We start from the raw sequence: 12,636 nt of genomic DNA, 5'->3' as shown, positions 1-12,636 counted from the left end.
GGCCGGGTCAGCCGGCGACCGGCTCCGGGGTACGGGGCCGGTTCCCGGCGGCCACCCAGTGGCTCACCCGCCGTTCCGCGTAGAACGAGACGAACGGCACGGTGCCGGCGAGCATCACCAGCAGCATCCGCTTCAGCGGCCAGTTCGCCCGGCGGGACAGGTCGAAGGTGAGCGCCAGGTAGAGCATGTAGAGCCAGCCGTGCGCGACACCGACCACGGCCACCACGCTCGGGTTGTCGAAGCCGTACTTCAGCGGCATGCCGATCAGGACCAGCACCACCAGCGCCACGCCCACGATCCAGGCGATCACGCGGTACCGGGTAAGGGCTCCGCCCACCGTCGTCCGTCCTTCCGCACCGGCCTCAGCCGGGATAGTCGCCGGGCCGGGCGCCCGGATTCGCGTTCAACCAGGAAAGGTAGCGGTTGTAGGCGGCCAGCTCGCCGTCGTCCGCCCCGTCGAGCGGCGCCGCCGGCACCCGGACGGCGCGCACCGGCCGGCGTACCGCCGGGGTGGTGGTGACCGGCTCCGGGTCGGCGGCCGCCGACGGCGGCGGCGCGGTCGACGGCCCGGGCGCGGCGCGCAGCGCGTGCCGCACCTCACGCCACCAGACGAAGACCACGAAACCGGCGAAGACCGGCCACTCGATCGCGTAGCCGAAGCTCAGCGCGTTGCCCTGGGCGGCCCGGGTCACCTGCCACCAGCCCAGCCCGAGGAAGCCCACCACCAGCACGACCATGGCCACGTGGCGGACGATCCACGCCGGTGTCCAGAGCCGCTGCATGACATCGAGGGTACCGGGGCCGCCGGCCGTCTCCGACGCGGCGTCGTAGGTGGCCCGGGTTTGGTGGCAGCCGCGCTGGGCATCCGTCTAGTCGCCAGCCCGAACGAGACGAGGGGGCGACGATGACCGAATCGGTACGCCGGGACGCCAGCCCGGAGCAGCGGGTCACCGAGTGGGACGGCGACCACGCCCGCACCACCGGCGCCGGCGACGGTGAGCTGCTCGGGGTGGACCCCGCCGAGCTGGGCGACGAGGACCTGATCCGGGAGATGCAGAGCCTGCACCGCACCCGGCTGGACACGCTGCGGCACGCCACCGACTCCGCGCTCGCCAACCACCTGCGTCGGACCGCCGAGCTGGAGACCGAGTACCTGGCCCGGCACCCGGGCCGGGAGGTCGACCCGAGCCGGTTGCGGGACGCCTGATGGCCAGTCACGCCGAGCGCGGCATGTCCGCGCCGCCCGAGGTGGTGTTCAACACCGCGACCGACCCGGACCGCTCCTCCGCCTGGCTGCCGGAGGTGCTGCGCCGCTCCGGCGACTGCCAGGTGGAGGTGGTCGACGCCGAGGACATGCGGGTCCGGTGGAGCGCCGCCGACTGGTCCGCGGAGATCGACGTGGAGCCGGCCGACGCCGGCGGCGCCCGGGTACGCCTGGACCTGGCCGGCCCGGACCACGCCCTGGCCGACGAGATCCTGGCCAACCTCGACCGCGAGGTGGCCGACAACCTGACCGCCGGCTGAGCCCGGCCCGCCACGACACACGAGAGGGAGGCCGGGTTGACCGGGAGTGGCCTGAAGCAGAAGGTGGCGCGCCTGCGCCAGGCGTACGCGCCGCACGAACACCGACCGCTGGAGGGCTACCTGAAGGCGATGGGCACCTACGCCGGGGTGACCGCGGCGCTGGTCGGGCTGGTCCGGGCGACCGGCCGGCCGGTGCCGGAACGGCCCTCGCCCGGCGACGTGGTGCTGCTCTCGGTCGCCACGCACAAACTGAGCCGGCTGCTGTCCAAGGACGCGATCACCAGCCCGCTGCGGGCGCCGTTCACCCGCTACGACCACCCGATCGGCAGCGGTGAGGTGATGGAGCAGGTCCGGGACGAGGGCAGCCCCACCCGGCACGCGCTCGGCGAGCTGGTCAGCTGCCCGTTCTGCCTGGCGGTCTGGGTGGCCACCGGGCTCACCGGCGGCCTGGTGCTGGCGCCCCGGCTGACCCGGCTGGTCGCCACCGCCCTGACCGCGGTGGCCGCCTCCGACTTCCTCCAGATGGGCTACGCGGTGGCCCAGCAGGCCGCCGAGGGCGGGCGCCACGAGAAGTGAGCACGACGCGACGGGGCCGGCGCGAGTGCGCCGGCCCCGTCGTCGTCGCGCCGGAGATCAGGTGGGGGTGGTGCCGTGGTCCTCGCCGGCCCAGCCGCGCGAGGTCTCCGGCTCGCGCTCGTCCTCGTCCGCCCCGGTGATGATGTCCCGGTCCACCGCCGTGCGGTCGTGCTCGTTGGCGAAGTCCGGCTCCGGCAGCGTGTCCATGCCCTCCGGGGGCTGGCCGAGCGCCGCCAGGTGCTCGTGCTCGGGCTCGCGGTCGGTCATGTCGGGTCCTCTCGGTCGGGCGGGTGTTCAGGCGACCGTGCCGCCCAGCAGTTCGGCCGCCTCGTCGACCGCGTACTCGCCCTGGGGGAGCGCGGCGATCCGGGTGAGCAGCTCGGCCGGGAGCTCGGCGGCCACCGCCCGGCGGTAGATGTCGGCCTGGGTGATCCGTTCCTGACCGCGGTAGAGGTCGTCGAGCAGGTCGTCGAGCGGCCTGGTGTCCGGCTGCTCGGTCACGGGCGCGTCATCGGTCACGCCGACCACCTACCCGGCCCCGAACCGGTCAAACTCCCCCAACCCCGCTCAGGCAGGGGCCGGAAGCGTGGCGCGGCGCGCCCGGACGGCCTGGGCCAGGTGGTCCAGGACCTCGCCGGTGGTGTCCCAGCCGATGCAGGCATCGGTGATCGACCGGCCGTACTCCAGCTCCCGGGTCGGGTCCAGGTCCTGCCGGCCGGGGAGCAGGAAGCTCTCCAGCATGATGCCCACGATCCCGCGCTGCCCGGCGGCGAGCTGCGCCGCCACGTCGGCGGCCACCACCGGCTGGTTGCGGTGGTCCTTGCCGCTGTTGGCGTGGCTGGCGTCGACCACGACCCGCTCGGGCAGGCCTGCCGCGCGCAGCAGGTCCAGCGCCCCGGCCACCGACTCCGCGTCGTAGTTGGGCCGGCCGCCCCCGCCGCGCAGCACCAGGTGACCGTCGGCGTTGCCCCGGGTGTGCATGATCGCCGGGGTGCCGGAGACGTCGATGCCCGGGAAGACGTGCGGCACGCCGGCGGCGCGGATCGCGTCCACCGCGGTGGCGATGCTGCCGTCGGGCCGGTTCTTCATGCCGATCGGCATGGACAGGCCGGAGGCGAGCTGCCGGTGGACCTGGCTCTCCACGGTCCGGGCGCCGATCGCCCCCCAGGCCACGGTGTCAGCGATGTACTGCGGGGTGATCGGGTCGAGGAACTCGCACCCCACCGGCAGGCCCAGCCGGAGCACGTCGAGCAGGAGCGCCCGCGCGGTCCGCAGACCCGTGTTCACGTCACCCGAGCCGTCCAGCGCCGGGTCGTTGATCAGGCCCTTCCAGCCCACCGTCGAGCGCGGCTTCTCGAAGTAGACCCGCATCACCACCAGCAGGTCGTCGGCGACCCGGTCGGCGGCCTCGCGCAGCCGTCCCGCGTACTCCAGGGCGGCGGCCGGGTCGTGCACGGAACACGGGCCGACGACGACGAGCAGCCGGTCGTCGTCGCGGTCCAGCACCCGGCCGACGGCACGCCGGCCGGCCACGACGGCGTCCGCGAGCGGGGCGTCGAGCGGCAGGTGGTGGTGCAGCAGGGCCGGGGTGGTCAGCGGCACGACGCGGTCGATCCGCTGGTCGATGACCCGATGGGCGTCCGGGGACGTGGTCACGGTGGGGATTCCTTCCGCCGACCGCGCCCCCGTGCCGGGTCCGGGGGATCGAGCCGGCTGCTCGCATACGAAAGGGCAGGGAAAAGAATCCCTGCCCGGCCGGCTCGAAGAGGTGGTGACGTCAGCTCACGGTCGAGTCACCGGCTCCTCCAGCCGGCTGCCTAAACCATCGATACGACCGCGTCACGTCGGCCAGCCTACCCGACGCGACCGGGAAGTCCCGCTCCGTTCCGCAGAGCGGAACGCGGGGTATGGAACGACCATGAGCCACGACCAGAGCGACCAGGACCGGATCGAGTCCCGCGCCCACCTGCTGCCGGAGGAGGCGGCGGTGGGCAGCGACGACGCGGAGGCCCAGGCCGACGCGATCCTCGCCGAGTCGGACCTTCGCGAGGAGGACCGCAACGCCGCCCCGGACACGGTGCTGGAGCACCGCACCTCCGAGGAGACCGTCACCCCGATCGAGCCCCCCGACTGAGCCCGACGCCCCGGCCCCGACGCGATCCCCGGTAGCCGGCGTCCCGCAGCCGGGCCAGCGGACCGGCCAGGCGCAGGCCGGGTGGCACGTTGCCGACCGGGTCGAAGGCGAGCGCGGCGTCCTCCGGGGCGCCGCGCCGCCCGTCGAGGCGTACCTCGCCGAACGGTCGCCACGGGCCCACCGCCGAGGCCACCGCGAGCACCAGCCGGGGCTCGTCCGCCGCCACCGCCGCGTCGACCCCGGCCAGGGAGCGACCCAGGTCGGGCGAGTCCGGGTCGGCCAGCGCGGCGAGGAACAGCCGCCGCGCCCCGGCGCGGAACGGCATGATCGAGGTGTACGTCCCGGTGAAGCGCCGCCGGGGCAGCGGCAGGTTCCGCAGCACCGGCGCGGCGCCGCTGGAGCTGACCAGCAGGTCCACCGGCGGCTCCGGGTCCCGGTGCAGGCGGACCGCCACGCCCAGCACGTCCGGCCAGCCGCCCGGCGTCGGCACCCCCTTGGAGAGGCGGACCGTGGCCGGCCACCGGCCCGGCCGGTCCAGCAGCGGCACCCCGGTCGGCGGTCCCGACGTACCCCAGATCAGCACCTCGGCGGCGAAGGTGCGGCCGGCGGGGTGCAGCAGCCGGGCGTGCCGGAGGCGGGCCAGCGCGGCGGCGGCCCGCTCGACGGCGGACGGTGCGGGGGTGACCATGGCGCTCGGGTACCCCGGCGCGCGGCGACGATGCTCCCCGCGCGTCACCTTTCCGCCCCCGGGATCGGATAGCGTCGTGCCATGCCCGACAGCGGTTACCCCTGGCCGATCGAGACGACCCGACTGGACAACGGCCTGCGTGTGGTGGTGAGCGAGGACCGCACCGCCCCGGCCGTGGCCGTCAACCTCTGGTACGACGTGGGTTCGCGCCACGAACCGGCGGGCCAGACCGGCTTCGCCCACCTCTTCGAGCACCTGATGTTCGAGGGCTCGGTGAACGTGGCCAAGACCGAGCACATGAAGCTGATCCAGGGCGCGGGCGGATCGCTGAACGCGACCACCAACCCCGACCGGACCAACTACTTCGAGACCGTCCCCGCCGAGCACCTGGAGCTGGCGCTCTGGCTGGAGGCCGACCGGATGGGCGGCCTGGTGCCGGCGCTGACCCAGGAGACGCTGGACAACCAGCGCGACGTGGTCAAGAACGAGCGGCGGCAACGCTACGAGAACGTCCCCTACGGCGACGCCTGGCTGCGGCTGCTGCCGCTGCTCTATCCGCCCGGCCACCCCTACCACCACGCCACCATCGGGTCGATGGCCGACCTGAACGCCGCCGACCTGGCCACGTTCCAGGCGTTCCACAGCACCTACTACGCGCCGAACAACGCGGTGCTGACGGTGGTCGGCGACACCACCGCGGCCGAGGTGTTCGCGCTGGCCGACAAATACTTCGGCGGCCTCGCCGCGCGCTCCGACATCCCGGCCGCCCCGGACGGGCGCGCCGTGCCCGCCACCGGCACGCCGGCGGTGGAGACGGTCACCGCCGACGTGCCCGCCCCCCGCGTCTACCTCGCGCACCGCACCCACCCGTTCGGTGACCCGGGGTACGACGTGACCACCGTGCTCGCCACCGTGCTGGGCAGCGGCCGGGGCAGCCGGCTCTACCAGCGGCTCGCCGACGGCGAGCGGATCGCCCAGCCGGACCTCGTCGGCGCGTACGGGGTGGACCTGGCGCACGCCCCCGCGCCGCTGATCGCCACCGCCACCGCCCGTCCCGGCGTGACCGCCGAGCGGCTGCGCGACGGGCTCGCCGAGGTGGTCGACGAGCTGGCCACCGTGCCGGTGACCGCCGCCGAGCTGGACCGCGCCAAGGCCCTGCTGAGCACCATGTGGTGGCGGCAGATGTCCACCGTCGACGGTCGCGCCGACACGCTCGGCCGGTACGCCACCCAGTTCGGTGACCCGGCCCGGGCCGCCGACCGGCTGCCCGGCTGGCTCGCCGTCACCGCCGAGCAGGTCGCCGAGCAGGCCGCCGCGCTGCTCGGCGCCGACGACCGGGTGATCCTGACCTACCTGCCCGAGGAGACCTCATGACGCTGATCGCCACCCGTCCCGGCCCCGGCGCCGCCCGCGCCTACCGGTTCCCGCAGGTGGTCCGGCGGACGGTGGCCGGCGGTCAGGTGGTCGCCGCGCACCTGCCCGGGCAGACGCTCGCGGTCGCGCTGCTGCTGCTCGACGGCGGCGCGGGCCGCGAGCCGGTCGGCAAGGAAGGGCTCGGCGCGGTGCTGGCCAAGGCCCTGGAGGAGGGCACCGCGCAGCGCGACGCCACCGCCTACGCGCTGGCCATCGAGGCGCTCGGCACCGAGCTGGTGGCCGGGCTCGACTGGGACTCGTTCCAGGTGAGCGTGCAGGTGCCGGTCGACCGGCTGAGCGCCGCGGTGGAGCTGCTCGCCGAGGCGGTCCGCACGCCCCGGCTCGACCCGACCGACGTGCTGCGGGTCCGCGACGACGAGGCGACCGCGCTGCGGATGGACTGGGCCAACCCGGGCCCGCGCGCCGACGCGGTGCTGCGCGCCGACCTCTTCGGCGCCGACAACCGGTGGGGCCGCCCGCTCTACGGCGACCCGGAGAGCGTGGCCGCGTTGGAGGTGGACGACGTGACCGTCTTCCACTCCGAGTGGTTCATCCGTCCCGGCACGCTGATCGTCGCCGGCGACCTGGAGCGGATCGACCTGGACGCGCTGGGCGCGACCGCGTTCGCCGGCACCGGCGGCGGTCCGGTCGACCGGGGCGGCCCGATCGAGACGACGCTCGCCGGCCGGCGGCGGGTCATCCTGGTCGACCGGCCCGGCTCGGTGCAGTCCACGCTGCGGCTCGGTCATCCGTCCCCGCACCGCGCCCACCCCGACCACGTGCCGATGACGCTGGCCGGCACCGTGCTCGGCGGCGCGTTCACCTCCCGGCTCAACCACCTGATCCGCGAGGTGCGCGGCTACACGTACGGCATCCGGGGCGACTTCGCCTCGTCCCGGCGCTTCGGCCGCTTCGCGGTCACCTCCGGCGTGCAGACCGCGGTGACCGCGCCGGCGCTGGTCGAGTCGGTGGGCGAGGTCTCGCGTACCCAACTGACCGGGGTGACCGAGGAGGAGCTGGAGGTGGCCCGCTCGTGGCGGGCCGGCCAGCTCTCGGTCGAGTTGCAGAGCCCCCGGGCCATCGCCTCGGCGCTGACCACGCTGGTGGTGCACGACCTGCCGGACGACTACCACGCGCGGCTGCGCGAGGCGCTGCTCGCGGCGACCGTCGAGGAGGTGTCCGCTGCCGCCGCCACGCACCTGCACCCGGAGTCGCTGACGCTGGTGGTCGAGGGGGACGCGGCGGTGATCCGGGACGAACTGGTGGCCGCCGGCCTCGGCGAGGTGCTCGACCACGACTGACCGGGCGGGGCGACGGGTGTGATTCCCGTCGCCCCGGCCCGCGCGCTGGGAAAGGCCTCCCGCCCGCCCCGCCCGGCTGGGTAGCCTCGCGGGCATGAGGATCGGCATTGTGGGAGCCACCGGCCAGGTCGGTGGGGTCATGCGGCAGGTGCTGGCGGAGCGCGCGTTCCCGGCGGAGCAGGTGCGGCTGTTCGCCTCGGCCCGGTCGGCCGGGCGCACCCTGCCCTGGCGCGACGGCGAGGTGACCGTCGAGGACGCGGCCACCGCGGACTACCGCGGGCTGGACATCGTGCTCTTCTCGGCGGGCAAGGGCACGGCGAAGGAGCTGGCCCCCCGGGTCGCCGAGGCCGGCGCCGTGGTCATCGACAACTCCTCCGCGTTCCGGATGGACCCCGAGGTGCCGCTGGTGGTCGCCGAGGTCAACCCGCACGCCCTCGCCGACCGGCCCAGGGGCATCGTGGCGAACCCGAACTGCACCACGATGGCCGCCATGCCGGTGCTGCGCCCGCTGCACGCCGAGGCCGAGCTGGTCAGCCTGGTCGTCGCCACCTACCAGGCGGTCTCCGGCGCCGGCCTGGCCGGCGTGGCCGAGCTGGACGAGCAGGTCCGCAAGGTGGCCGAGGACGCGAGCGCGCTCGCCTTCGACGGCTCGGCGGTGCCGTTCCCGACGCCGCGCTCGTTCGCCGCCCCGATCGCGTTCAACGTGCTCCCGCTGGCCGGCTCGATCGTCGACGACGGCTCCGACGAGACCGACGAGGAGCAGAAGCTGCGCAACGAGAGCCGCAAGATCCTGGAGATCCCCGGGCTGAAGGTCTCCGGCACCTGCGTGCGGGTGCCCGTCTTCACCGGTCACTCGTTGCAGATCAACGCCCGGTTCGCCCGGCCGATCGACCCGGCCCGCGCCCGGGAACTGCTCGACGGCGCGCCCGGGGTGGCGCTGCGCGACGTGCCCACGCCGCTGGAGGCGGCCGGCCAGGACCCGACGTACGTGGGCCGGATCCGGGTCGACGAGACCGTCGCGCACGGGCTCGCGCTGTTCTGCGCCAACGACAACCTGCGCAAGGGCGCGGCGCTCAACGCCGTGCAGCTCGCCGAGCTGGTCGCCGCCGAGCGCTGAGCCCGGCTCGGCGCCGGGGCGTCGAATCGTCACGGGGGCGTCCGTGGCCGCACGGACGCCCCCGCAGCGGGTATGCGGGCCCGGTCGTCGGCGAACCACGCCGGCGGGCGGGAGGAACCATGGCGGCCGGACGGGACCCGGGGGACGTCGACGAGGTCGAGATCGAGGCCGGGCTGCGCTCGGACACGGCCCGGGCGATCGGCTTCAGCGACGCGGTCTTCGCCATCGTCATCACCCTGCTGGTGCTCGACCTGCGCGTGCCCGAGTCGGCGCCGGGCGGGATGCTGCACGCGCTGCTCGACCAGTGGCCGGTCTACCTCGCCTACGTCACGTCCTACCTGTACGTGGCCGTGAACTGGCTGAACCACAAGGGGACGTTCCACCGGGTCCGCTGCGCCGACCGGGGCCTGCACTGGGCCAACCTCGGGGTGCTGTTCAGCGTGGCGCTGCTGCCCTTCGTCACCGCGCTCGTCTCCCGCGCGGTGGAGCAGGGTGACACCTTCGACGAGCGGGTCGCGGTCGCCGCGTACGCGGTTGTCGGCGTCGTCCTCTCGGCGGCCTGGCTCTGGCTCTACCACTACCTGAGCCGGCACCGGGAGCTGCTGCAGGCGGGCGTGACCGCCCGGTTCTTCGCGGCCGAACGGGTCCGGGCGGCGCTCGGCGTCGCCGCGTACGCGATCGCCGGCGGGGTGGGATGGTGGGTGAGCGTGCCGGTGGCGCTGGTGGTGCTCCTGCTGCTGCCGCTCTTCTACGGGCTGTCCAGCAACGGCTCCTACGACCTGCTCCGGCGGCTGCGGCACCGGCGGTGACGCGGCCCGCGTTACCCCGCCTCGGGCGGCGGGTAGACGGCGGTGCCGACACCGAGAGGGGAGCACCATGACAACGGTCGGAGAGTTCATGACGACCCGGTTGGTGACGATGGACGGCAACGACACGCTCACCGCCGCGGCGCAGGAGATGCGCGACAGCGCCATCGGCGACGTGGTGGTGACCGACGGCGACAACGTGATCGGCATCGTCACGGACCGGGACATCACGGTCCGGGGCGTCGCCGAGGACATGAACCCCAGCGCCACCACGCTCAACCAGATCACCAGCAAGGACGTGGTGACGGTGAGTCAGTACGACGACGCGGTGGCCGCCGCCGACCTGATGCGTACCTACGCGGTCCGGCGGCTCCCGGTGATCGACGACGGGCGACTGGTCGGCCTGATCTCGATGGGTGACCTGGCGGTGGAGCGGGAACCCCAGTCGGTGCTCGCGGACATCAGCGCCGACGACCCCAACAACTGACCGGTCCACGCGGTGACGCCGGCTCCCGGTCCGGGGGCCGGCGTCTCGCGTACGCCGACCGTCGCCTCACCCGGAACGGGCGAGGTTGACCCGCCGCCCGGCGGGGACCCGTGCTCGGACGGAGGAGGCCGGGAGCGCGGGAGGAGTCGGCCGGATGGTGGACGTGACGACGAGATTCTTCGAGGACCTGGACCGGCGGGGGTTCGAACCCCTGCTGGTCAAGACGTCCGGGACGCTCCGGTTCGACCTGCACGAGGGTGCGCAGACCACGCACTGGCTGCTGGAGATCGACCGGGGCAACTTGCGCGTGCGGCAGGAGGACGGCCAGGCGGACACCGTGGTCGGCACCGAGCCCCGGCTCTTCGCCGAGCTGGTCGGCGGCGAGGAGAACGCCGTCGCCGCGCTGCTGAGGGGCGACATGACCGTCGTCGGTGACCTGCGGCTGGTGCTCCAGGTCGAGCGGGTCTTCCCCGGTCCGCCGAACTCCCGGGGACCGCACCACACGTTCCAGAGGAGGGCCGCCTGATGCCCGGGACCAACACCGTCCGGATCCTGGACGGCAACACGTTCGTGGTCTCCGAGGACACCGGTGACATCGAGGCCACGCCGAGCGAGCCGACCGGCCTCTTCTCACTCGACACCCGCTACCTCTCCAAGTGGGTGCTGACGGTCAACGGCGAGCGGCTCAACGCGCTGTCCTACGACGACCTGCAGTACTACGAGGCCCGGTTCTTCCTGGTGCCGGGAATGGCCACGCACTACGTCGACGCGAAGCTGTCGATCATCCGGGAGCGGGCGGTCGGCGGCAGCTTCCGGGAGACGGTGACCATCCTCAACCACGACGAGAAGCCGGTCGACCTGGAGATCCGGATGGACGCCGGCTCCGACTTCGCCGACCTGTTCCAGGTCAAGGACGAGATCCTGAACAAGAAGGGCGAGCTGTACTCCGAGGCGGAGTCCGACCGGCTGCGCCTGGGCTACCGGCGCGGCAACTTCAAGCGGGAGACGGTGGTCTCGGCGAACCAGCCGGCCCGCTACGACCGCAAGGGCTTCGCCTGGAGCATCCACCTGGAGCCGAACGAGCAGTGGGACGTGCTCATCGACGTGCAGACGTTCGCCATCGGTCCGGGCGGTCGGGACCTGCGGATGGGGCTGCGCGCGCACGGCACCGAGCGGCTCGCGCTCCAGCACGACCTGGAGGAGTGGATCGACCGGGCGCCGAAGGTGAACAGCGAGCACGGACGTGTCGCGGCCACCTACCGGCGGAGCCTGGTCGACCTCGCCGCGCTGCGCTTCTCGCCGCTGTCGCTCGGCGGGCAGACGCTGCCCGCCGCCGGCCTGCCCTGGTTCATGACCATGTTCGGCCGGGACAGCATCCTCACCTGCCTCCAGGTGCTGCCGTTCGCACCGGAGATGTCGAAGACCACGCTGCGCATCCTCGCCGCGTTGCAGGGCACCCGGTTCGACGACTTCCGGGACGAGGACCCGGGCCGGATCCTGCACGAGATGCGGTACGGCGAGACCGCCGCGTTCGAGGAGCAGCCGCACTCGCCCTACTACGGCTCGGTCGACGCCACCCCGCTGTTCGTGGTGCTGCTCGACGAGTACGAGAAGTGGAGCGGCGACGTCGCGCTGGTCCGGGAGCTGGAGCGGGAGTGCCGCGCCGCGCTGAAGTGGATCGACGACTACGCCGACCTGATCGGCAACGGCTACATCTGGTACGAGCGGCGCAACACCGACACCGGCCTGGAGAACCAGTGCTGGAAGGACTCCTGGGACTCCATCTCGTACGCCGACGGCACGCTGCCGCCGTTCCCGCGCGCCTCCTGCGAGGTGCAGGGCTACGCGTACGACGCGAAGATGCGCGCCGCCCGGATGGCCCGGGAGTTCTGGGGCGACCCCGCGTACGCCGACCAGTTGGAGCGGGAGGCGGCGGAGTTGAAGGCGCGGTTCAACCGCGACTGGTGGGTGGAGGACGGCGGCTTCTACGCGCTCGCCCTGGACCCGGAGGGGCGCCAGTGCGACGTGCTCAGCTCCAACATCGGCCACCTGCTGTGGAGTGGGATCGTCGACGAGGCGCGGGCGCCGATGCTCGCCGAGCACCTGGTGGGGCCCCGGCTCTGGTCGGGTTGGGGCGTGCGGACACTGGCCGAGGGCGAGGTCCGCTACAACCCGATCGGCTACCACAACGGCACGATCTGGCCGTTCGACAACTCGTTCGTGGCGTGGGGCCTGCGCCGGTACGGCTTCGCCGAGGAGGCGGCCACGGTCGCCAACGGCATCCTGGACGCGGCCACCTACTTCGACGGCCGGTTGCCGGAGGCGTTCGGCGGCTACCAGCGGGACCTGACCAAGTTCCCGGTGGAGTATCCGACCGCGTGCAGCCCGCAGGCCTGGTCGACCGGGGCGCCGCTGCTGCTGATCCGGACGATGCTCGGGCTGGAACCGCACGAGGGGCACCTGGCGGTGGACCCGCGGTTGCCGGTGGGCATGGGTCGGATCGAGGTGCTGGACATCCCGGGCCGCTGGGGTCGGGTGGACGCGTTCGCCCGCGGCCGGCTGGACCTGCACAACCTGGGCGACTGAGCCG

At 73.7% G+C, this 12,636-nt stretch carries 17 protein-coding genes; 11 read left to right on the top strand and 6 right to left on the bottom strand.

All coding sequences use genetic code 11. The annotated features are described in order from the left end of the window. Window positions 1–7 precede the first annotated feature (7 nt). Both O7600_RS12695 and O7600_RS12690 read right to left on the bottom strand, forming a co-directional pair. Window positions 8–337, bottom strand: coding sequence for a DUF3817 domain-containing protein (locus O7600_RS12695; protein ID WP_281593778.1), 330 nt, complete (start codon window positions 335–337; stop codon window positions 8–10). Window positions 338–362: 25 nt separating this feature from the next. Further along, entirely contained in the window at window positions 363–782 is a 420-nt protein-coding gene (locus tag O7600_RS12690; protein ID WP_281593777.1) for a hypothetical protein, read from the bottom strand. Between the two features lie 122 nt (window positions 783–904). On the opposite strand from O7600_RS12690, the gene O7600_RS12685 reads away from it, so the two are divergent. From O7600_RS12685 to O7600_RS12675, 3 genes are read left to right on the top strand one after another with little or no spacing between them, the layout of a single operon-like run. Continuing rightward, the gene (locus O7600_RS12685) at window positions 905–1,207 is read left to right on the top strand and encodes a DUF6158 family protein (protein WP_098747077.1); all 303 of its coding nucleotides are present in this window, start codon (window positions 905–907) and stop codon (window positions 1,205–1,207) included. Further along, window positions 1,207–1,524 (top strand): hypothetical protein, encoded by a 318-nt coding sequence (locus O7600_RS12680; RefSeq protein ID WP_281593776.1) that lies wholly within the window; start codon window positions 1,207–1,209, stop codon window positions 1,522–1,524. The genes O7600_RS12685 and O7600_RS12680 overlap by 1 nt, the downstream gene beginning before the upstream one ends. Window positions 1,525–1,560: 36 nt before the next feature. After that, window positions 1,561–2,100, top strand: a complete 540-nt coding sequence (locus tag O7600_RS12675) for a DUF1360 domain-containing protein (RefSeq protein ID WP_281593775.1) — start codon at window positions 1,561–1,563, stop codon at window positions 2,098–2,100. Between the two features lie 57 nt (window positions 2,101–2,157). Here O7600_RS12675 and O7600_RS12670 read toward each other — a convergent pair whose 3' ends face one another. From O7600_RS12670 to O7600_RS12660, 3 genes are read right to left on the bottom strand one after another with little or no spacing between them, the layout of a single operon-like run. Beyond that, complete coding sequence (locus O7600_RS12670) at window positions 2,158–2,367, bottom strand: hypothetical protein (protein ID WP_091571527.1); 210 nt, start codon at window positions 2,365–2,367, stop codon at window positions 2,158–2,160. Between the two features lie 27 nt (window positions 2,368–2,394). Further along, on the bottom strand, window positions 2,395–2,619 hold the full coding sequence (locus O7600_RS12665) for a hypothetical protein (protein ID WP_091577044.1): 225 nt from the start codon (window positions 2,617–2,619) through the stop codon (window positions 2,395–2,397). A gap of 48 nt (window positions 2,620–2,667) precedes the next feature. Next, the gene (locus O7600_RS12660; RefSeq protein ID WP_281594140.1) at window positions 2,668–3,765 is read right to left on the bottom strand and encodes a 3-deoxy-7-phosphoheptulonate synthase; all 1,098 of its coding nucleotides are present in this window, start codon (window positions 3,763–3,765) and stop codon (window positions 2,668–2,670) included. Window positions 3,766–4,018: 253 nt separating this feature from the next. Here O7600_RS12660 and O7600_RS12655 point away from each other — a divergent pair, with 253 nt between their 5' ends. After that, window positions 4,019–4,234, top strand: a complete 216-nt coding sequence (locus tag O7600_RS12655; RefSeq protein ID WP_099163923.1) for a hypothetical protein — start codon at window positions 4,019–4,021, stop codon at window positions 4,232–4,234. Here the strand turns inward: O7600_RS12655 and O7600_RS12650 are convergent. Continuing rightward, window positions 4,209–4,922: a phosphodiesterase gene (locus tag O7600_RS12650; RefSeq protein WP_281593774.1), complete on the bottom strand. Its 714-nt coding sequence runs from the start codon at window positions 4,920–4,922 to the stop codon at window positions 4,209–4,211. The genes O7600_RS12655 and O7600_RS12650 overlap by 26 nt on opposite strands. A gap of 81 nt (window positions 4,923–5,003) precedes the next feature. Here O7600_RS12650 and O7600_RS12645 point away from each other — a divergent pair, with 81 nt between their 5' ends. The 7 genes from O7600_RS12645 (at window position 5,004) to O7600_RS12615 (ending at window position 12,632) form a co-directional block, all read left to right on the top strand. Continuing rightward, on the top strand, window positions 5,004–6,296 hold the full coding sequence (locus O7600_RS12645; protein WP_281593773.1) for a pitrilysin family protein: 1,293 nt from the start codon (window positions 5,004–5,006) through the stop codon (window positions 6,294–6,296). Further along, a complete protein-coding gene (locus tag O7600_RS12640) occupies window positions 6,293–7,636 on the top strand; it encodes a pitrilysin family protein (RefSeq protein WP_281593772.1) in 1,344 nt (447 codons plus the stop codon). Before O7600_RS12645 ends, O7600_RS12640 begins: the two co-directional genes overlap by 4 nt. Before the next feature lie 94 nt (window positions 7,637–7,730). Then, window positions 7,731–8,753, top strand: coding sequence for an aspartate-semialdehyde dehydrogenase (locus tag O7600_RS12635; RefSeq protein ID WP_281593771.1), 1,023 nt, complete (start codon window positions 7,731–7,733; stop codon window positions 8,751–8,753). A gap of 119 nt (window positions 8,754–8,872) precedes the next feature. Then, window positions 8,873–9,562: a TMEM175 family protein gene (locus O7600_RS12630; RefSeq protein ID WP_281593770.1), complete on the top strand. Its 690-nt coding sequence runs from the start codon at window positions 8,873–8,875 to the stop codon at window positions 9,560–9,562. Window positions 9,563–9,629: 67 nt separating this feature from the next. Next, window positions 9,630–10,046: a CBS domain-containing protein gene (locus O7600_RS12625; RefSeq protein WP_281593769.1), complete on the top strand. Its 417-nt coding sequence runs from the start codon at window positions 9,630–9,632 to the stop codon at window positions 10,044–10,046. 154 nt (window positions 10,047–10,200) lie between these two features. Then, a complete protein-coding gene (locus O7600_RS12620; protein ID WP_281593768.1) occupies window positions 10,201–10,572 on the top strand; it encodes an SCP2 sterol-binding domain-containing protein in 372 nt (123 codons plus the stop codon). Beyond that, window positions 10,572–12,632: a glycogen debranching N-terminal domain-containing protein gene (locus tag O7600_RS12615; protein WP_281593767.1), complete on the top strand. Its 2,061-nt coding sequence runs from the start codon at window positions 10,572–10,574 to the stop codon at window positions 12,630–12,632. The genes O7600_RS12620 and O7600_RS12615 overlap by 1 nt, the downstream gene beginning before the upstream one ends. Window positions 12,633–12,636 lie beyond the last annotated feature (4 nt).

The organism is Micromonospora sp. WMMA1998 (genome assembly GCF_027497375.1).
Lineage (GTDB): Bacteria > Actinomycetota > Actinomycetes > Mycobacteriales > Micromonosporaceae > Micromonospora > Micromonospora sediminicola.
Note: the sequence above shows the minus strand (reverse complement) of the source record. Positions and strands in the feature narration are given on the sequence as shown.